At 50.2% G+C, this 19,519-nt stretch carries 16 protein-coding genes; 15 read left to right on the top strand and 1 reads right to left on the bottom strand.

Going from position 1 to position 19,519, the window contains the following annotated elements; all coding sequences use genetic code 11:
* The 10 genes from AC6R1O_RS03980 (at position 1) to acpS (ending at position 8,646) form a co-directional block, all read left to right on the top strand.
* On the top strand, positions 1 to 630 hold the full coding sequence (locus AC6R1O_RS03980) for an RseA family anti-sigma factor (RefSeq protein ID WP_487901381.1): 630 nt from the start codon (positions 1 to 3) through the stop codon (positions 628 to 630).
* Positions 627 to 1,589 (top strand): sigma-E factor regulatory protein RseB, encoded by a 963-nt coding sequence (rseB, locus tag AC6R1O_RS03975; RefSeq protein ID WP_487901380.1) that lies wholly within the window; start codon positions 627 to 629, stop codon positions 1,587 to 1,589. The genes AC6R1O_RS03980 and rseB overlap by 4 nt, the downstream gene beginning before the upstream one ends.
* Positions 1,586 to 2,056 (top strand): SoxR reducing system RseC family protein, encoded by a 471-nt coding sequence (locus AC6R1O_RS03970; protein WP_500656515.1) that lies wholly within the window; start codon positions 1,586 to 1,588, stop codon positions 2,054 to 2,056. Before rseB ends, AC6R1O_RS03970 begins: the two co-directional genes overlap by 4 nt.
* A gap of 167 nt (positions 2,057 to 2,223) precedes the next feature.
* Positions 2,224 to 4,017 carry a translation elongation factor 4 gene (gene lepA / locus AC6R1O_RS03965; protein WP_500656514.1) on the top strand — a complete coding sequence of 598 codons (1,794 nt, stop codon included), beginning with the start codon at positions 2,224 to 2,226 and terminating at the stop codon, positions 4,015 to 4,017.
* Positions 4,018 to 4,140: 123 nt separating this feature from the next.
* Positions 4,141 to 5,037: a signal peptidase I gene (gene lepB, locus AC6R1O_RS03960; RefSeq protein ID WP_500656513.1), complete on the top strand. Its 897-nt coding sequence runs from the start codon at positions 4,141 to 4,143 to the stop codon at positions 5,035 to 5,037.
* Between the two features lie 30 nt (positions 5,038 to 5,067).
* A complete protein-coding gene (gene rnc / locus AC6R1O_RS03955; protein WP_334554189.1) occupies positions 5,068 to 5,745 on the top strand; it encodes a ribonuclease III in 678 nt (225 codons plus the stop codon).
* Positions 5,738 to 6,712 (top strand): GTPase Era, encoded by a 975-nt coding sequence (era, locus tag AC6R1O_RS03950; protein ID WP_500656512.1) that lies wholly within the window; start codon positions 5,738 to 5,740, stop codon positions 6,710 to 6,712. Before rnc ends, era begins: the two co-directional genes overlap by 8 nt.
* Before the next feature lie 91 nt (positions 6,713 to 6,803).
* Positions 6,804 to 7,526 (top strand): DNA repair protein RecO, encoded by a 723-nt coding sequence (gene recO / locus AC6R1O_RS03945; protein ID WP_487901376.1) that lies wholly within the window; start codon positions 6,804 to 6,806, stop codon positions 7,524 to 7,526.
* Complete coding sequence (gene pdxJ, locus AC6R1O_RS03940) at positions 7,526 to 8,257, top strand: pyridoxine 5'-phosphate synthase (protein ID WP_500656511.1); 732 nt, start codon at positions 7,526 to 7,528, stop codon at positions 8,255 to 8,257. The genes recO and pdxJ overlap by 1 nt, the downstream gene beginning before the upstream one ends.
* 5 nt (positions 8,258 to 8,262) lie before the next feature.
* A complete protein-coding gene (gene acpS, locus AC6R1O_RS03935) occupies positions 8,263 to 8,646 on the top strand; it encodes a holo-ACP synthase (protein WP_500626462.1) in 384 nt (127 codons plus the stop codon).
* Between the two features lie 14 nt (positions 8,647 to 8,660).
* On the opposite strand, the gene barA is transcribed toward acpS, so the two are convergent.
* Positions 8,661 to 11,453: a two-component sensor histidine kinase BarA gene (gene barA, locus AC6R1O_RS03930; protein ID WP_500656510.1), complete on the bottom strand. Its 2,793-nt coding sequence runs from the start codon at positions 11,451 to 11,453 to the stop codon at positions 8,661 to 8,663.
* A gap of 175 nt (positions 11,454 to 11,628) precedes the next feature.
* Here barA and rlmD point away from each other — a divergent pair, with 175 nt between their 5' ends.
* The 5 genes from rlmD (at position 11,629) to eno (ending at position 19,326) form a co-directional block, all read left to right on the top strand.
* Positions 11,629 to 12,948 (top strand): 23S rRNA (uracil(1939)-C(5))-methyltransferase RlmD, encoded by a 1,320-nt coding sequence (rlmD, locus tag AC6R1O_RS03925; RefSeq protein ID WP_500656509.1) that lies wholly within the window; start codon positions 11,629 to 11,631, stop codon positions 12,946 to 12,948.
* Positions 12,949 to 12,998: 50 nt separating this feature from the next.
* The gene (relA, locus tag AC6R1O_RS03920) at positions 12,999 to 15,218 is read left to right on the top strand and encodes a GTP diphosphokinase (RefSeq protein ID WP_500628645.1); all 2,220 of its coding nucleotides are present in this window, start codon (positions 12,999 to 13,001) and stop codon (positions 15,216 to 15,218) included.
* Positions 15,219 to 15,319: 101 nt separating this feature from the next.
* On the top strand, positions 15,320 to 16,129 hold the full coding sequence (mazG, locus tag AC6R1O_RS03915; RefSeq protein ID WP_500656508.1) for a nucleoside triphosphate pyrophosphohydrolase: 810 nt from the start codon (positions 15,320 to 15,322) through the stop codon (positions 16,127 to 16,129).
* 172 nt (positions 16,130 to 16,301) lie between these two features.
* Entirely contained in the window at positions 16,302 to 17,942 is a 1,641-nt protein-coding gene (gene pyrG / locus AC6R1O_RS03910; protein ID WP_334554207.1) for a CTP synthase, read from the top strand.
* Between the two features lie 82 nt (positions 17,943 to 18,024).
* Positions 18,025 to 19,326 (top strand): phosphopyruvate hydratase, encoded by a 1,302-nt coding sequence (eno, locus tag AC6R1O_RS03905; protein ID WP_500633446.1) that lies wholly within the window; start codon positions 18,025 to 18,027, stop codon positions 19,324 to 19,326.
* Positions 19,327 to 19,519: the final 193 nt, after the last annotated feature.

Genomic DNA, 19,519 nt, shown 5'->3' with positions numbered 1-19,519 from the left:
ATGGCTGACAAAGAGAAACTTTCAGCGCTCATGGATGGAGAGTTGGTGGACAAAGGTCTGATTGCAGAGCTCGAGCAAGATGCGTCCAGCCAACAAGCTTGGAAGCATTACCATCTCATTGGTGATGTCATGCGTGGCGATGCGCCGCAAAAGCCTGAATGGAATATCGCAGACAGCGTCGCTTTGGCTTTGGAGTCTGAGCCTGCGCATTCGACTCTGCAAGATACGTCAGTGCGAGAGATCAACGAGACTGCGGTAGAGTCGCAGCCGACGCCTGCTCAAGCCCGTCGTCAGTTGCCTGCATGGCTCAATCAGTTTGGCCAAGTCGCGGTCGCGGCTTGCGTATCGCTGGCCGTTATTTTAGGCGTTCAGCAATACGGTGGGTCTGACGCCGCTGCGCCAGAATCAGACCAGTTACCTGTTTTGCAAACCATTCCGTTTGCGGGCAGTGCAGAGCCGGTCAGCTTGACGCGTTCGTCGGTTGAGCCGCAATCCAGTACGGCGAGTCAAGTCGATGTGCAAGAGCAACGCCGTCGCATAAACGCTATGTTGCAAGATTATGAACTTCAGTTGCGTCTGAACAGTAAAACAGAGCAGATGAATGACCACCCAGAAATGGTAGTTGAATGAGAAAAATCCTGATCAGTGCGCTGGCACTGTTCAGTTTGAATACACCAATCGCCTTTGCAGCCGATGACGCTGCGAAGGCGTTGTTGGATCAAATGAACGATGCCAGCCAGCACCTCAATTACGAGCTTTCTTACATCCTGATCAAGAAAAACAGTATTGAGCCTTTGCTGTACCGTCACGCGCGAGCGGACGACCAACAACTTGCCCACCTTGTCTATCTCAGTGGGCCTATCCGTGAAGTGATTCGCCGTGGCAATGAAGTCAGCTACATTGAGCCTGGTGTCGAACCGTTTACGATTGAGTCGGGTGAAATTGTCGCCCCCACCATCCCTTTGCTTAATGCCGACGTTGACGAATTAAGCCAGTACTACGACTTCGTCCAAGTGGGCCGAGCTCGCGAGGCTGGTACGGCGTGCCAAGTGCTGCGTGTGGTACCCAAAGACGGATTGCGTTACTCCTACGTGCTGTGGGTCGATGAGAAAACGCATTTGCCTCTAAGAGCGGATCTGGTGGATCGTGATGGCGAAGTGTTAGAGCAATATCGCACCATTTCCTATAGCGTCAACGACCATATCGGCACGATTTTAAGTGGTTTGAATGAGGTGAAATTGCCAGAGGTCCTCTCACTGCCCAAAGGCAGTTTAGACAATCCTAATTGGCATGCAGACTGGATTCCAAACGGCTTTGAGCCCAAAGAGCTCAACCGTTATCGTATGGCGAACACTGAGCGCATGGTGGAGAGTCAAATGTACAGCGACGGTCTGTTCAGTTTCTCGATTTATGTCTCCGACAGTGACAACTTGTCACTAAAAGGGCAACTTGTTCGTCAAGGTCGAAGAACGTTGCACAGCTTTGTTAGTGGTTCAGCGGAAATCTCTGTGATTGGCGATATTCCTCCTGCGACGGCAAAACGCATCGCTCAGTCCGTCACGATTGATGCTTCAAGGCACAACCAATGATGACGGCATTGGCGACCGTCTCCTCGGTCAAGGCGCACCATGGCGGATTTCACGTGGAGCTGAGCTGTGAGCAGCAGACCAGTTGCAGCAGTTGCTCGTCGCAAAAAAACTGCGGCACGGGGATTGTGTCGAAAGCGGTTGGCAATAAATCACTCTACTGGCACTTAGAGACCAAACAAGCGGTACGTGAAGGGCAGGTGGTGGAAATTGGCCTGCCTGAGAAACGCGTGTTGCAGTCGGCCGCGCTGGTCTATCTGTTGCCATTGTTTGGTTTGATCCTGGGGGCTTGGCTTGGCTCCGCTCTCATCGCGCCTTGGTTTGACCTTGGCGAGGGCGTCGTCATTTTGTGCTCCGCACTGGCAACGGCAGCGGGTATCCTCTTTGCCAAGACGTTCGCCTCTCATCTTGAGCGACAGTCGTCGCAACAAGTCACTTTGATACGGATTCTGGGTGAGCCAATTAGCTAGTGCGTAGCGCTTAGAAATTGGGTAGAATCTGCCAACTTGTTTGAAATGCCGTCATATGACGGCTTTCTCATACCAATCTGGATAACTCTCTGAACTGAACTGCTCAGCAGAGGGTTATTTCGATTGGTATTTCGTCCCTATTTGAAAGAGTTTAGTCACACCAAATCATGAAGCACATTCGTAACTTTTCGATCATTGCCCATATCGACCACGGTAAGTCGACCCTATCAGACCGTTTAATCCAAGTTTGTGGTGGTTTAAGCGACCGTGAAATGGCCGCTCAGGTTCTCGACTCAATGGATCTGGAGCGTGAGCGTGGTATCACCATCAAATCGCAGAGTGTGACACTGAACTACACCGCTAAAGACGGTGAAACTTATCAGCTCAACTTTATCGACACTCCAGGGCACGTTGACTTTGCCTACGAGGTGTCGCGTTCTTTGGCGGCTTGTGAAGGTGCGCTGTTGGTGGTGGATGCCGGTCAAGGCGTTGAAGCACAAACCCTAGCGAACTGCTACACCGCGATCGAAATGGATCTGGAAGTCGTGCCTATTCTGAACAAGATTGACTTGCCTGCCGCTGATCCTGAGCGCGTTGCCGAAGAGATCGAAGAGATCGTCGGGATTGATGCTATGGAGGCTACTCGCTGCTCAGCGAAGACGGGTCTAGGTGTCGAAGATGTGCTGGAAAACATCGTTGCTGCGATTCCAGCGCCAGAAGGCGATCCCGATGCACCTCTGCAAGCGTTGATCATCGACTCTTGGTTTGACAACTACTTAGGTGTCGTCTCTTTGGTGCGCATCAAGAACGGTCAATTGAAAAAGAACGACAAGATCAAAGTGATGAGCACAGGTCAAACATGGGGGGTGGATCGTTTAGGTATTTTCACGCCAAAACAAATCGATACCGACATTCTTCGCACTGGCGAAGTCGGTTGGGTTGTGTGTGGTATCAAAGACATCTTGGGCGCGCCTGTTGGTGATACGCTGACGTTGGCGAAAAACGGCAGTGAAAAACCACTACCGGGCTTTAAGAAAGTCAAACCTCAGGTGTATGCGGGTCTCTTCCCTGTCTCCTCAGACGATTACGAAAACTTCCGTGACGCGCTAGGTAAACTGAGTTTGAACGATGCCTCTTTGTTCTACGAGCCAGAAAACTCGGCGGCACTGGGCTTTGGCTTCCGTTGTGGTTTCCTTGGCATGCTGCACATGGAGATCATTCAAGAGCGTCTAGAGCGTGAATACGATCTTGATCTTATCACCACTGCGCCAACCGTAGTGTACGAAGTGGAAAAGACCGACGACACGCTGATCTATGTGGATAGCCCAGCAAAACTGCCGGCGATCAACGATATCGAAGAGATTCGTGAGCCAATTGCACGTTGTAATATTTTGGTGCCTTCTGATTACTTAGGTAACGTGATTACCTTGTGTGTTGAAAAGCGCGGCGTTCAAGTGGATATGGTGTACCACGGCAACCAAGTGGCGGTGACTTACGATATCCCGATGGCAGAGGTGGTGCTTGATTTCTTCGACCGCTTGAAGTCTACCTCACGTGGTTACGCTTCTCTGGATTACAACTTCCAACGCTTTGAAGCGTCTAACATGGTACGCGTGGATGTACTGCTCAACGGTGATAAAGTCGACGCGCTGGCGCTAATCACGCACAAAGAACAATCGCAAACTCGCGGCCGTCAGCTGGTGGAAAAAATGAAAGAGTTCATTCCACGTCAGATGTTTGATATTGCGATTCAAGCGGCGATCGGTAACCACATCATCGCTCGTTCTACGGTGAAGCAGTTGCGTAAAAACGTTATCGCTAAATGTTACGGTGGTGACGTGAGTCGTAAGAAGAAACTACTGAAGAAGCAAAAAGAGGGTAAGAAGCGTATGAAGCAGATCGGTAACGTCGAGCTGCCACAAGAAGCGTTCCTTGCTATTTTGCACGTAGGCAAAGATTAAGTTTGCCCATCGGTAAAGATTGAGCGCGATAGTGGGTCGGCGATGTTGACTGGCTTTAGCGCCAACGTTTTGAGTGAAAGGGGTTACCCTTTCACTTTCGTATTTTTGAGATAAGGGAAGTCAATGGCGAACACATTTTCACTCATCCTAGTCATCGTCACTTTGGTGACTGGTATTGTTTGGCTACTGGAGAAGCTGGTTTTTGCTAAGCAGCGTCAACGCCAAGTGATGGATATCGAAGCACAAACCACAGGTTTGGATGACGCGACGTTAGCCAAAGTGAAAAAGCAGCCTTGGTGGATCGAGAACAGTGTCTCCATCTTCCCCGTGATTGCGATTGTGTTGGTGCTGCGCTCGTTCATTTATGAGCCGTTTCAGATTCCATCAGGCTCCATGATGCCAACGCTATTAGTCGGCGACTTTATCCTGGTTGAGAAATACGCTTATGGACTCAAAGATCCCGTTTGGCGTACGCAACTGGTGGAAACAGGCAAACCGGAGCGCGGTGATACGGTCGTCTTTAAGTATCCACCACAACCGAGCATCGATTACATCAAACGCGTGGTCGGCCTTCCGGGTGATACCGTGCGTTACAGCAGCAAAAAAGAGATCTGCATTCAGCCACAAGGTGAGAGCACTTGCCGCCAAGTGGGATTATCGAATGTGGTAGAGAGTCCGTTTATTCAAGACGGCGTACCACTTATCCAACTGAATGAAGAGTTGGGTGAAGTGGAGCATCAAATTTTGGTTAACCCACTTCGCCGTGATCGCGTGTCGGCGTATCAGCCACGCAGTGGTGTGAACGAGTGGGTTGTACCGCAAGGGCACTATTTTGTCATGGGTGATAACCGTGACAACAGTGCTGACAGCCGCTACTGGGGCTTTGTTCCAGAGGCCAACCTCGTTGGCAAGGCCGTTGCAATTTGGATCAGTTTTGAGTTTGATCGTGATACAGACAGTGTCTTGCCGACTTGGATTCCAACTGGTGTGCGTTTTAACCGCATTGGTGGCATTAACTAGCTTGTTTAAAGCACAAACTATCGAGAGAGCATGAATTCTCCAATCACTAATCTAGAAAACAGACTCGGCTATCCGTTCAACGATGCCGAGTTACTCCAACTTGCGCTGACACACCGCAGCGCAAATGGAAAACACAATGAGCGTCTTGAGTTTCTGGGCGATTCAATTTTAAGTTTTGTCATTGCTGACGATCTTTATCACCGCTTCCCTAAAGTGAACGAAGGGGACATGAGCCGTATGCGTGCGACCTTAGTGCGTGGCAATACGCTAGCGGAATTGGGTCGAGAATTCGAACTCGGAGATCACTTAAAATTAGGTCCAGGTGAGTTAAAAAGTGGCGGTTTCCGTCGTGATTCCATTCTTGCCGATGCCGTAGAGGCGATCATTGGGGCGATATACTTGGATAGCGATATTGAAGTGGTCCGTAGGATTATACTCAGCTGGTACCAGAGTCGTTTGGATGCCATTAAGCCGGGGGTATCGCAAAAAGATCCCAAGACGCGTTTGCAAGAATTTCTGCAAGGGCGAAGAAAACCGCTTCCTGTCTATACAGTGACTACTATTAAAGGTGAAGCACACAACCAGCAATTTACGGTTTCGTGTGAAGTGGCAGGCATCGGAGATCCTGTCATTGGCAAAGGCACCAGCCGCCGCAAGGCAGAACAAGCGGCTGCGGAATTAGCGCTAGAGCAACTTAACAATGACTGACTCAACCGACAACAACGAATTTGATATCGATGCGTTCTTTTCATCAAGTGGTGAAACCGCGTCGCCAGAGAGCCAACACTGTGGTTTTATTGCCATTGTTGGCCGACCGAATGTTGGCAAATCGACACTGCTGAATCGCATTCTAGGTCAAAAAATTTCGATAACTTCACGTAAACCTCAGACCACGCGCCACCGTATCATGGGTGTGGATACAGAAGGGGATTACCAAGCGATTTATGTCGATACCCCAGGGCTACACATTGAAGAGAAACGCGCCATCAACCGTTTGATGAACCGCGCGGCCAACTCTTCATTGAGTGATGTCAATCTGGTGTTTTTCCTCGTTGATGGTACCCACTGGACCAAAGACGATGAGATGGTGCTCACCAAGTTGCAGAAGTCGAACTTCCCTGTTGTGCTTTGTGTCAACAAAGTCGACAACGTTCAAGATCGCAACGAAGTGATGCTGTACATGATGGATCTGTCGAAGAAGATGGAATTCGTCGATGTGGTACCGATTTCGGCCAAACACGGTAAAAACATTGATGTGCTGCGCAAGCATGTCCGTGAACACTTACCTAAAGCGGCCCATCACTTCCCTGAAGAGTATGTGACTGACCGCTCTCAGCGCTTTATGGCGTCTGAAATTGTGCGTGAAAAGTTGATGCGCTTTACTGGCGAAGAGTTGCCTTATTCGGTGACGGTGGAAATCGAGCGTTTCGATTACAATCCAGACACCGACGGTTTCCACATCAACGCACTGATCTTGGTGGAGCGCAGTGGCCAGAAAAAAATGGTCATCGGCAAAGGCGGCGAGAAAATCAAGACGATTGGTCGCGAAGCGCGCCTTGATATGGAAGAACTGTTTGGCCGTAAGGTCTACTTAGAAACGTGGGTCAAAGTGAAATCGGGTTGGGCGGATGACGAGCGTGCACTACGCTCTCTCGGTTACATCGACGATCTTTAATCGTTGGCTCTCTTAGCGCCTCGCTAAGAGAGCATTCTCCTCACTGGGTTGACGAAGGATCGCAACCTCGTGTCTGTTGTGGTCAAAGGCTATGTCATCAGAAGGTTTACAACGCTGCTTTGTACTTCATCGCCGACCCTATAGTGAATCGAGCCTGATTCTTGACGTCTTCAGTGAAGAGTATGGCCGCATCACCTTGATGGCAAAAGGCGCGCGCAGCAAACGTTCTAACCTCAAAGGGGCGCTGCAACCCTTCACACCACTGCTATTGAAATGGTCAGGCAAAGGTTCAATGAAAACACTGCGCCAAGCCGAGCCGATCAGTTTAGGTCTCCCTCTCTTTGGTATTCATCTCTATTCCGCTATGTACGTCAATGAGTTGATCGGCCGAGTGTTGATGGCCGAAGTGGCGATGCCCGCCCTGTTTCATGACTACCTGCATGCGTTGACGGAGTTGGCGCAAAGCGAGAATCCAGAGCCTGCCTTGCGCCGCTTTGAGTTGGCGCTGCTGTCGGCGATGGGGTATGGCGTGGATTTTTTACACTGTGCGGGCAGTGGCGAGCCAGTCTCACCGGAGATGACCTATCGCTATCGCGAGCAGAAGGGATTCATTGCCTCAGTGCGAAACGACAACCTGACGTTTTTAGGCAATGAACTGATCGCGATCAGCGAGCGTCGCTTCACCACAAAAGAACAACTCAAAGCGGCAAAACGCTTTACACGACTGGCCTTAAAGCCGTATCTTGGCGGCAAACCTTTAAAAAGCAGGGAACTTTTCATCGCAAGGGTTCCCAGAGCACGGAGTATGGAATAATGAGCTCAATCTACCTTGGCGTGAACATCGATCACATCGCAACTCTACGTAACGCACGCGGGACAAAATACCCAGACCCTGTCCATGCCGCAGAAGTGGCTGAGCGCGCCGGTGCAGATGGGATCACCATCCACCTACGCGAAGATCGCCGTCACATCAACGATCGTGATGTTCGTATCTTACGTGAAACGATTCAAACGCGAATGAATCTGGAAATGGCCGTTACCGATGAAATGGTCGAGATTGCGCTGCAAACCCAGCCAGAGTATGTCTGCTTGGTGCCAGAGAAACGCGAAGAGCTGACCACAGAAGGTGGTCTGGATGTGGTGGGGCAACTTGAGAAAATCAAAGCGGCGACCCAAAAACTCACCGATGCCGGCATTAAAGTCTCTCTGTTCATTGATGCCGATCGCCAGCAAATCGACGCCGCAAAAGCGTGTGGTGCACCCTACATTGAACTGCACACCGGCCACTATGCAGATGCAACCAATGATGCAGACCAACAAGACGAACTGAAAAAGATCGCCGCAGGCGCCAGCTACGCCGCCGATCTCGGCATTACCGTGAATGCCGGGCATGGTCTCACCTATCACAACGTGGCTCCGATTGCGGCCATTCGAGAAATGTACGAGTTGAACATCGGTCACTCTATTATCGGCCGCGCGGCCTTTGACGGTTTGGCAAAAGCCGTGGCTGACATGAAGGCCATTATGGTCGAAGCTAGAAAGTAGTCACTATGGCGATCGTAGGATTAGGCACAGACATTGCGGAAATCGAGCGAGTGGAAAAAGCCCTCGCTCGCAGTGGTGATGCGTTTGCCCAGCGAATCTTAACGCCGCCTGAGCTCGATACGTTTCATGCCATTAAACAGAAGGCGCGTTTTCTCGCCAAACGCTTCGCTGCGAAAGAAGCCGCGTCAAAAGCATTGGGAACGGGAATCGCGCTCGGCGTGACCTTTCAAGACTTTACCATCAGCAATGACGAACTCGGTGCGCCTGTCCTAACGCTGGCCAATAAAGCTTTAGCATTGGCGAATCAAAAGCAGGTGGCGCATGTCCACCTGTCGATCTCTGATGAGCGCCACTATGCGATGGCGACGGTGATTTACGAATCGGCCTGATGTCAGGCCGAGACCTAATTAAGTGCTAGGTAGTGGGCCGACGCCTCGGTCACTTTTTCCATCTCATCTTGCAACTCAAACAGCTCCGGCTCCACCTCTTCAATACTCGCGTCTGAGCGCAGCGCTTTCTCTAGTGTCGCGCAAATCGACTTAAGACGTGGTACACCGCAATATGAACTGCTGCCATGCAGTTTGTGGACATGATGAATCAGATTCTCTCGACCTTCTTCATCCCCATCCCCCGTGAGCGCCTGTTCGACAACCGAATTGACCTCGGGAATGTAGTCGACCAGCATTTGCAACATCTCTTTGGCAAGCGAGGCTTTGTTGGCGGATTGCTTCAGCGCGGCGGGCCAGTCAATGACGATTTGGCTATCACTCGTGGACGGTGTGCTCTGCACATCCGGTGTTGTGTGGACTGAAAGATCGAGCTTTTCCAACTCTTGCACAGTGGCATTGGGGTTCCAGTGCATCAACACCTGCTGCAATACATGCTCTTCTATTGGTTTGGTGAGGTAGTCATCCATGCCGGCTTTGAGTAGGCGGTCGCGCTCGCCTAGCATGGCATGAGCGGTGACAGCGATCACCGGAGTCTGCTCATTGAGCGGCAGTTTTTTAATCGCTTTGGAGGCGGTAACCCCATCCATTTTCGGCATTTGAATGTCCATAAGGATCATATCAAAATGCTGATGTTCCGCCTGCGCGACGGCGTCTTCGCCATTGCTACAGGTGATCACTCGCTCAACGCGCTCTTTGAGTAGGGCGGTGATGAGTTTCAAGTTCGCGGGATTATCATCCACCGCCATCACCGTCAGTGGCAATTTATCGGTGCTGACAGGCGTATTGGGCTCCAGTATAGGCAGCGCCTCTTGGTTCGCGGCTAACGTCTGTAGAAGCTTACGGCGTGACAATGGTTTGGTGATGCAGTGAACTTGATACTTTTGAATCAAGTGATCAGACAAAGCAAGGGCGGTACTTGGCATGCCGAGGACAACGTGCGGCGCGTAGGCCATGGCGCGTTCCACCAAGCTTTCCACTTCGCTAACGGTGTTATCTTGGCTCGGAGCCAGATTGAGCAGTACGTAATCATAGCTGGCGGCTTCTTCAGGCATCGACGAGCGGTAAGTGACTGACAACCCTTCGCGAGTCAACATGTTTTGTACGATCGAGGCCGCTTGCATATTAGGTTCGATTAGCAGCAACTGGCGCTGCGCTAGGGTTTGCGCTTCGATGAGATCGCTCACCGGCATATCGGTGACATGCAATCTCAGGGTAAACCAGAAGGTAGAGCCTTGGTGCAAGCGACTGGTTAGGCTGATTTCACCGCCCATTTGACTGACGAGTTTCTGCGTTATGACCAGCCCAAGCCCGGTGCCACCATAGCGGCGCGAGATGCTAGCGTCTGCTTGACTAAAGGCTTGGAAAAGCTGCGCTTGTTGACGCTCTGAGATACCGATACCCGTGTCGCGCACCATAAATTGTAACTCAACCACGTCATCGCGCTGTGAGCGAAGTTCGACGCTGATATCGATGTTGCCACGCTCAGTAAACTTGATGGAGTTGCCCACCAGGTTGGTCAACACTTGTTGGATGCGCAGCGGATCGCCAGCGAGACCCGCCGGAATTTTCGGATCCACTTTGAGCGTCAACTCTAGCCCTTTCTCATGGGCGCTGGTGGCTTGCAGGCTGACCACCTCTTCGAGTGACTCTTGGAACTCAAAAGGAATATTCTCCAGCGCCAGCTTACCCGCTTCAAGTTTCGAGAAATCAAGGATGTCATTGATGATGTTGAGCAAGTTGTTGGCGGAACGCTCGATGGTCTGCAAGTAATCGGTTTGGCTGTTGGTGAGTTTGGTTTTCAACATCTGGCGAGTAAAACCGATCACACCATTTAGCGGCGTTCTTAGCTCGTGTGACATGTTTGCCAGAAACTCGGATTTCACTCGCGCCGCTTCTTGCGCGCGTTTTTTCGCAATATCGAGCTCGACGTTTTGGATCTCAAGTTGTTCAAGGGTTTCGCGTAGATCGGAAGTGGCTTGGTCGATGCTGTGCTGCATTTCCACGTGGTATTCCGACAGCGAGACCGCCATTGCGTTGATGCCGTTTTTCAACGAGTCGAGCTCGCCGTGCATTTTGCCTTCGATACGTACATCCAAATGCCCGCGACGAATGCGATCCACCATGTTTTTCATGTGAGAGATCGGACGGGTCACGTCGTACATCAAGCGGTAGGCGAAGACGGCGGATAGGCCGAGTCCGACGAGCAACACTAACGCAGCGGCAAAAATTTCTTGATACTGCTGCAAGCGCAGCGACGAGAGATCGAGCTCAATCGATACATAGCCGAGTGCTGGTGTGGTGCTTTGCCCTTCGAGTGTCGCGGTTAAGCCCGCCTCAGAGATAACGGGCGCGCGAAGAATTAAGGTGTTGTCGCGCAAATCAGAGGTGAGTAGCAGCGGGATGGGCTCTTGTTTTGGAAAGGTCAGCGACTCGAAGTTAGGGTGAAAGTTCGAGGTCACGAACAGATCGTGCTTGTAATCAAACACGGCAATACTGCGGACAAATTTCGAGTTCTTACGATGCGCAAAGCTGATGATACGCCTGACGGCTTCGCGGCTGTTGTTGCGGAGCCCATCTTCACTGGCAATCGCCAAAGGCTCAACGATATTTAAACCTGAATTGATGACCTGAGTTTCCAAATCGTGATAGCGATTAAAGGAAAAGAAGGCGGTCAGTAGAAGACCGATGATCAATGTGGGGGCGAGAGTAAGAGAAATAACGCGGGCGCGTAAGCCATATCTGGTCATTATTGTCTAAACATCGTGGTGTGGATATGGGAAAATAACTTCCATAAATAGAAGCCGCCGAAGGTTTAAGCATAATCAACTCGGTCGGCTCACACAATGATTCTGCTGTAAAAGCGGGAATCGACACTGTAATTAGAGCAAATACAGTCTGTTGACTGCGAAATAGGCACGGCACATGGCGCGTTTCTTCCAACCTAAAAAGAAAACTCAACTCAATACTAAGCATCAATCTGTTCTGGTCGAGAAACTCGATCACCACGGTGCGGGCATGGCATACCAAAATAAAAAGCCGATTTTTATTGAAGGCGCTTTGCCTAAAGAAGAGGTATTGATTCAACTGACGGAAAGTAAAGCCAAGTACGCGCGTGCCAAATTGATCAAAGTTCTCACGCCTAGTTCAGAGCGTATTGCGCCATTTTGCCCGCATTACGACATGTGTGGCGGTTGTAACATGCAGCACGTCTCTAGCGCCGATCAACAAGCGCATAAATCGCGCACCTTGGCGCAGTTGATGCGCAAATTCAGCGGACAGGATGCAGCGCTCTCAGCCCTGATTTCTGGCGATGAGCAAGGCTATCGCCGCCGCGCGCGCATCAGTATCAAGTGGGATAAAAAGCAGCGTCAGTTACAGTTCGGTTTTCGTAAAAAACAGAGCCAAGAGATCATCACACTGACCGATTGCCCAGTATTGGCGCCAGAGCTGAGCGCGTTAATGGCGCCGCTGTATGCCTTGTTGTCGGAGTTCAGTCAGCCAGAGCACCTTGGCCATGTAGAGTTGGTGAAGGGAGACAACGTCAATATTCTGGTTGTAAGACATCTCAAGCCGCTGGCCGAGAGTGAAGAGGCGGCGTTGATCGCCTTTGCGACCACTCACCACATCACGCTTTACCTGATGCCGGAAAGTCATCAGTTGAAGTTGGTGAAGGGCGAGGCTGGGGTCTACCAAGAAGCAGGCGTGACTATTGCGTTTGAACCAAATAACTTTATTCAGGTCAATCAGAAGGTCAACGCGCAAATGGTCCAACAGGCGATGGCGTGGCTAACGTTGTGCGACAGCGATCGTGTGTTGGATCTGTTTTGCGGTCTAGGCAACTTTAGCTTGCCAATCGCTAAGCATGTAGCGCATGTGGTTGGTGTTGAAGGTGTGGAGGCGATGGTTGAGAAAGCGGCGAACAATGCGGCGCTCAATCAACTCTCCAATGTCGAGTTTTTCCAAGCGAATTTGGAGCTACCCATCGCAAATAACGCCTGGGCGGGCGAAAAGTTCGATAAAGTGTTGCTCGACCCAGCACGAGCGGGCGCGAGCGGCATCGTAGAACAACTTTCTGCTTTGGGTGCGACTCGTGTCGTTTATGTTTCTTGCAATCCTGCTACCCTAGCAAGGGATTCGCAAAGCCTTCTCGAGCAGGGCTACCAATTAGAAAAACTCGCGATGTTGGATATGTTCCCCCATACCAGCCATTTAGAATCAATGGCGTTATTTGTTAAGGATTAGACCCGCCCGTTGGGCGAGGTTAAAAAAATAAAAAAACTAGGACGATAGAGATGGTTGCGGTAAGAAGCGCACACTTAAATCAAGACGAACAGTTTGAGCTAGAAAAATGGATTGCGAGCCTGAATCAGGACGCAAAAATTGCCCAGCGCTTAAAAGAAGTGTACCGCCAGTGTGAAAAGGTACTTGAGGGTAATGAACAAGGCCCACTGCTGTTATGGCGTGGCCGTGAAATGATCGAAATTTTAATCACGCTGTCGATGGACAAAGCCACCTTAGTGGCGGCGCTGCTGTTTCCGCTCGTCTCGGCTGGTGCCTACGCGCGTGATGCCTTTGAAGAAGACTTTGGCAAAGAAACCATCAAACTGATTGATGGCGTAGAAGAGATGGCGGCACTTGGCCAGCTCAACATCACCATGGAAGGCAGCGCTGCATCGGCGCAGGTGGACAATGTCCGCCGAATGCTACTGGCGATGGTTGATGACTTTCGCTGCGTAATCATTAAGTTAGCTGAGCGAATCTGCAACCTCATTGAAGTAAAGAAAGCGCCCGATGAAGTGCGCCGCGCTGCAGCGAAAGAGTGTGCGAATATCTACGCACCACTGGCCAACCGTTTGGGTATCGGTCAGTTGAAGTGGGAAATTGAAGACTACGCCTTTCGTTACCAGCAACCGGAAACCTACAAACAGATTGCTAAACAGCTCTCTGAGCGACGCATTGTCCGTGAGCAGTACATCAAAGATTTTGTCGATGATCTCTCCGATGAAATGAAAGAGGCGGGCATCAACGCGGAAGTGAGCGGGCGTCCCAAGCACATCTATAGCATCTGGCGCAAAATGCAGAAGAAAAATTTGGCGTTCGATGAGCTGTTTGACGTGCGCGCAGTGCGCATCATCGCCGATAAACTGCAAGACTGTTACGCCGCACTGGGGATGGTGCACACCAAATACAAACACCTGCCCAGTGAGTTTGATGACTATGTCGCAAACCCAAAACCGAATGGCTACCAATCCATTCACACCGTAATTCTCGGCCCAGAAGGCAAGACCATCGAGATTCAGATCCGCACCAAGCAGATGCACGAAGATTCTGAACTTGGCGTGGCCGCGCACTGGAAATACAAAGAGGGCGGCGCTGGTCGCAGTGGGTACGATGAGAAAATTACCTGGCTACGCAAACTGCTTGATTGGCAAGAGGAGATGTCCGACTCGGGTGAGATGTTGGATGAAGTGCGCAGCCAAGTGTTTGATGACCGCGTCTATGCCTTTACTCCGCGTGGCGATGTCGTCGACTTACCGATGGGCGCGACTCCGCTCGATTTTGCTTACCACATTCACTCAGAAGTGGGGCATCGCTGTATTGGTGCCAAAGTAGCGGGCCGTATCGTACCTTTTACCCATAAATTGTCGATGGGCGATCAAGTGGAGATCATTACCGCTAAAGAGCCCAACCCATCGCGCGACTGGTTAAACCCGTCGATGGGGTTTGTGACCTCAGGGCGAGCACGCGCGAAGATCAATGCTTGGTTCCGCAAGCAGTCTCGTGAGAAAAACCTCGAGGCGGGGCGCGAGATTCTCGAGGTGGAACTGGCGAAAATTGGTGCGACGTTAAAAGACGCCGAGCGTTACTCGCTGAAGCGCTTCAACGTTAACTCGACCGATGAACTGTTTGTTGGGGTGGGCAGTGGTGATTTGCGGATTAACCAGATCATTAATCATATCAATGCGTTGGTGAACAAGCCCACCGCTGAAGAAGAAGACAAGCAAGCACTAGAAAAGCTCCAAGAAGCAGAGCACAAAGCGCCGGCTCAGAGCCGCCCTAAGAAGGATGCGGTTGTGGTCGAAGGGGTCGACAACTTGATGACTCACCTCGCTCGATGCTGTCAGCCAATCCCGGGCGATGAAATCTGCGGTTATATAACCCAGGGCCGTGGCATTTCAGTACATCGCGCCGATTGTGAGCAGCTTGATGAGTTAAGGCACCATGCACCAGAACGTATTATTGATACCGTTTGGGGCAGCGGTTTTGTGGGCTCCTACATTCTCACCGTCCGTGTTGAGGCGATGGAGCGCGGTGGGCTGTTAAAAGACATCACTACGCTGTTTGCTAATGAGAAAATCAAAGTGACCAGCATGAAGAATCGCGTCGACTACCGTAAACAGTTATCGATCATGGATTTTGATCTTGAAGTGAACAACATCGAGGTGTTATCACGGGTGATCAAACGTGTGGAACAGATCCGAGACGTGATGAGCGTTAAACGTTTGGGCTAACCGGAATCCGTAGCAATTATTGACAATGCGCGTTAAGCGCGACCAACAGTTCGAAGGTGAGTGGTTATGCTGCTCACCTTTTCATTTTGTGAGGGAGAGGCATGAGTCATCCAATTGAACAATTAGAGCAAATCATGGCCAAGCTGCGTGATCCAGAACACGGCTGCCCATGGGATTTAAAGCAGTCTTTCGACACCATAGTGCCGCACACCATTGAAGAAACCTATGAAGTGGTGGATGCGATTCACAACCGCGATTGGACCAATCTAAAAGAAGAGCTTGGCGATCTGTTGTTCCAGGTGATTTTCTACAGTCAACTGGCTAAAGAGCAGCAATTGTTTGATTTTTCTGAGGTGGTCGACACAGTGAATGAAAAACTCACGCGCCGTCACCCGCATGTCTTTGGTCAAGCGGAGTTTGCCAGCGACGAGGAAATTAACGCCAATTGGGAGGCGGAAAAAGCCAAAGAGAAAGCGCAACTAGGCAAAAATGAACAAAGTATCCTAGACTCAATACCAGCTTCTCTACCGGCGCTTTCTCGTGCTACAAAAATTCAGAAAAAGTGCGCCAAAGTGGGTTTTGATTGGGACACTTTAGGACCAGTGGTGGATAAAGTACGCGAGGAGGTCGATGAAGTCGTCGCGGAAGCGGTCCAAGTCTCGGTGCAAGATGACAAGGTCGAGATGGAGCTCGGTGATTTGCTGTTTGCGGTGGTGAATCTTGCTCGTCACCTCGGTTATGACCCAGAATCGGCATTGAGTAAGGCGAATCTTAAGTTTGTGCGTCGCTTTAAAGGCGTAGAATCACGCGTTGCGGCGCAGAATAAGACGCTAGAACAGTTACCCTTAGAGGCGCTTGATGCTCTGTGGGATGAAGTAAAAGCGGCGGAAAAAAATACTCGCTCAGAGTAATCACGCGAATTCGTCTGAGTACAGTCAGCCGTCGTGTGAATTTGATTTGAAGCAAAAAAGAAAAAATCACAGTGTGATAGATTTCACGTTGTGGCGGTTAGGGTCTTCTGGTATATTTTCGTCCCGTCCAGAAGAATTCCATTTCCCTCATTCAACCAATTTCAGGTTAAACATGACGACAAATTACATTTTTGTTACTGGCGGGGTTGTATCCTCTCTAGGTAAAGGTATTGCAGCTGCATCTCTAGCCGCTATTCTAGAAGCTCGTGGTCTTAAAGTGACCATGATGAAGCTTGACCCTTACATCAACGTTGACCCGGGCACCATGAGCCCAACTCAGCACGGTGAAGTGTTCGTCACGGAAGATGGCGCAGAGACCGACCTAGACCTTGGTCACTATGAGCGTTTCATTCGCACCAAGATGACTAAGCGCAATAACTTTACTGCCGGTCGTGTTTACGCAGACGTGCTTCGCAAAGAGCGTCGTGGTGACTACCTAGGTGCCACCATTCAAGTTATCCCTCACATCACTAACGCCATCAAAGACCGTGTTATTGCCGGTTCTGAAGGGCACGATGTGGCTATCGTTGAAGTTGGTGGTACGGTCGGTGACATCGAGTCATTGCCGTTTATGGAAGCGATTCGTCAGCTTGCTGTTGAACTCGGCCGTGAACGTGCGATGTTCATGCACTTGACGCTAGTCCCTTACCTTGCTGCGGCGGGTGAAGTGAAAACCAAGCCGACTCAGCACTCAGTGAAAGAGCTGCTCTCTATCGGTATCCAACCTGATATTCTGGTTTGTCGTAGCGATCGCATGATCCCAGCGAACGAGCGTAAGAAAATTGCCCTTTTCTGTAACGTTCCTGAGAAAGCGGTGATTTCGATGAAGGATGTGGATTCGATCTACAAGATCCCTCAACTGATCAAATCGCAAGGTCTTGATGATCTTGTGTGTGCACGTTTTGGTATCGACGCTCCAGAAGCAGACCTGTCTGAATGGGAGCAGGTTATCTATGAAGAAGCGAACCCAACGGGCGAAGTGACCATCGGTATGATCGGTAAATACATCGAACTGCCGGACGCGTACAAATCAGTCAACGAAGCGCTTAAGCATGCTGGCTTGAAAAACCGCTTGAACGTCACCATTAAATACGTAGATTCACAAGATGTTGAGACTAAAGGCGTTGAAGTGCTTGCCGGTCTTGACGCTATTCTAGTACCGGGCGGTTTTGGTGACCGTGGTATCGAAGGTAAGATTCGCGCAGCGCAATACGCGCGTGAAAACAATGTCCCTTACCTTGGTATCTGTCTTGGTATGCAAGTCGCGCTGATTGAATACGCTCGTAACGTTGCGGGTATGGAAGGCGCGCATTCAACAGAATTTAATAAAGAGACGAAATACCCTGTGGTAGGCTTGATCACTGAGTGGGTCGACGGTGAAGGTAAAGTTGAAGAACGTACCGAAACGTCGGATCTTGGTGGTACTATGCGTCTTGGCTCTCAGCTATGTCACTTAGAGAAAGGAACTAAGGCTCGCGAGCTTTATGGTAGCGCGACGATTCATGAACGTCACCGTCACCGTTACGAAGTGAACAACGTCCTTCGACCACAAATTGAAAAAGCGGGCTTGAAGGTCTCTGGTCTTTCTGCAGACAAGAAGCTGGTGGAAATGATTGAAAACCCTGCGCACCCATGGTTCGTTGCGGCTCAGTTCCACCCAGAATTCACATCGACGCCTCGTGATGGTCACCCATTATTCGCAGGTTTCGTGAAAGCCGCTGGTCAGCACTCACGCGGCGAGTTTGAGAAGTAAGTAAAAAGGATACGGGCGGCGGCGAAGGTTGTGCTGCTGCCTTTTAAATTTGACATTTATATTTGAACGAGAGGAAACATTAATGTCTAAGATCGTTAAAGTTCTAGGTCGTGAAATCATCGACTCACGTGGTAACCCAACTGTAGAAGCTGAAGTACACCTAGAAGGCGGTTTCGTAGGTATGGCTGCTGCTCCATCTGGCGCATCTACTGGTTCTCGCGAAGCTCTTGAGCTACGTGACGGTGACAAAGCACGTTTCCTAGGTAAAGGTGTTCTCAAAGCTGTTGAAGCAGTAAACGGCGAAATCGCAACTGCTCTAACAGGTAAAGACGCGAAAGACCAAGCGGCTATCGACGCAATCATGATCGAGCTAGACGGCACTGAGAACAAATCTAAGTTCGGTGCAAACGCAATCCTAGCAGTTTCTCTAGCGAACGCTAAAGCTGCTGCAGCAGCGAAAGGCATGCCTCTATACGAGCACATCGCTGAGCTAAACGGTACGGCTGGTCAGTTCTCTATGCCTCTACCAATGATGAACATCATCAACGGTGGTGAGCACGCAGACAACAACGTTGACATTCAAGAGTTCATGATCCAACCAGTTGGCGCTAAGACTCTTAAAGAAGGTCTACGTATCGGTGCTGAAGTATTCCACAACCTAGCTAAAGTTCTTAAGTCTAAAGGCTACAGCACTGCAGTGGGTGACGAAGGTGGTTTCGCTCCAAACCTTAAGTCTAACGCTGAAGCTCTAGAAGTTATCGCAGAAGCGGTTGCAGCGGCAGGTTACGAACTAGGTAAAGACGTGACTCTAGCTATGGACTGTGCTGCATCTGAGTTCTTCGACAAAGAAGCTGGCATCTACAACATGAAAGGCGAAGGTAAGACTTTCTCTTCTGAAGAGTTCAACCACTACCTAGCTGAGCTAGCAAGCAAGTTCCCAATCGTTTCTATCGAAGATGGTCTAGACGAGTCTGACTGGACTGGCTTCAAGCACCAAACTGAACTACTAGGTGACAAGCTTCAACTAGTAGGTGACGATCTATTCGTTACTAACACTAAGATCCTTGCTGAAGGTATCGAGAAAGGCGTAGCTAACTCTATCCTTATCAAGTTCAACCAAATCGGTTCTCTAACTGAGACTCTAGCTGCAATCAAGATGGCTAAAGACGCAGGTTACACAGCTGTAATTTCTCACCGCAGCGGCGAAACTGAAGATGCAACTATCGCTGACCTAGCGGTAGGTACTGCTGCAGGCCAAATCAAGACAGGTTCTATGAGCCGTTCTGACCGTGTTGCTAAGTACAACCAGCTAATCCGTATCGAGGAAGCGCTAGGTGAGCGTGCACCTTTCAACGGTCTTAAAGAAGTAAAAGGCCAAGCTTAATTCTTTATTGAATAAGGTGTAGCTTTAACGCTTTTTAGAAACGCTCCACTTCGGTGGAGCGTTTTTTTTTGGAAACGCTCGGTGAGCGTGCACCTCCATATTTCAAGGAAGCGGTCTTAAAGAAGTAAAAGGTCAAGCTTAATTCTTTATTGAATAAGGCTTAGCTTTAACGCTTTTTGGAAACGCTCCACTT

This window comes from Vibrio sp. R11-SG3-ISO3-SZ (assembly GCF_059834345.1).
Note: the sequence above shows the minus strand (reverse complement) of the source record. Positions and strands in the feature narration are given on the sequence as shown.

Excerpts from the sequence above, each read along its gene's own strand:
- AC6R1O_RS03980 (WP_487901381.1), top strand. The coding sequence starts at position 1 with ATGGCTGACAAAGAGAAACTTTCAGCGCTCATGGATGGAGAGTTGGTG.
- rseB (WP_487901380.1), top strand. The coding sequence starts at position 627 with ATGAGAAAAATCCTGATCAGTGCGCTGGCACTGTTCAGTTTGAATACA.
- AC6R1O_RS03970 (WP_500656515.1), top strand. The coding sequence starts at position 1,586 with ATGATGACGGCATTGGCGACCGTCTCCTCGGTCAAGGCGCACCATGGC.
- lepA (WP_500656514.1), top strand. The coding sequence starts at position 2,224 with ATGAAGCACATTCGTAACTTTTCGATCATTGCCCATATCGACCACGGT.
- lepB (WP_500656513.1), top strand. The coding sequence starts at position 4,141 with ATGGCGAACACATTTTCACTCATCCTAGTCATCGTCACTTTGGTGACT.
- rnc (WP_334554189.1), top strand. The coding sequence starts at position 5,068 with ATGAATTCTCCAATCACTAATCTAGAAAACAGACTCGGCTATCCGTTC.
- era (WP_500656512.1), top strand. The coding sequence starts at position 5,738 with ATGACTGACTCAACCGACAACAACGAATTTGATATCGATGCGTTCTTT.
- recO (WP_487901376.1), top strand. The coding sequence starts at position 6,804 with ATGTCATCAGAAGGTTTACAACGCTGCTTTGTACTTCATCGCCGACCC.
- pdxJ (WP_500656511.1), top strand. The coding sequence starts at position 7,526 with ATGAGCTCAATCTACCTTGGCGTGAACATCGATCACATCGCAACTCTA.
- acpS (WP_500626462.1), top strand. The coding sequence starts at position 8,263 with ATGGCGATCGTAGGATTAGGCACAGACATTGCGGAAATCGAGCGAGTG.
- barA (WP_500656510.1), bottom strand. The coding sequence starts at position 11,453 with ATGACCAGATATGGCTTACGCGCCCGCGTTATTTCTCTTACTCTCGCC.
- rlmD (WP_500656509.1), top strand. The coding sequence starts at position 11,629 with ATGGCGCGTTTCTTCCAACCTAAAAAGAAAACTCAACTCAATACTAAG.
- relA (WP_500628645.1), top strand. The coding sequence starts at position 12,999 with ATGGTTGCGGTAAGAAGCGCACACTTAAATCAAGACGAACAGTTTGAG.
- mazG (WP_500656508.1), top strand. The coding sequence starts at position 15,320 with ATGAGTCATCCAATTGAACAATTAGAGCAAATCATGGCCAAGCTGCGT.
- pyrG (WP_334554207.1), top strand. The coding sequence starts at position 16,302 with ATGACGACAAATTACATTTTTGTTACTGGCGGGGTTGTATCCTCTCTA.
- eno (WP_500633446.1), top strand. The coding sequence starts at position 18,025 with ATGTCTAAGATCGTTAAAGTTCTAGGTCGTGAAATCATCGACTCACGT.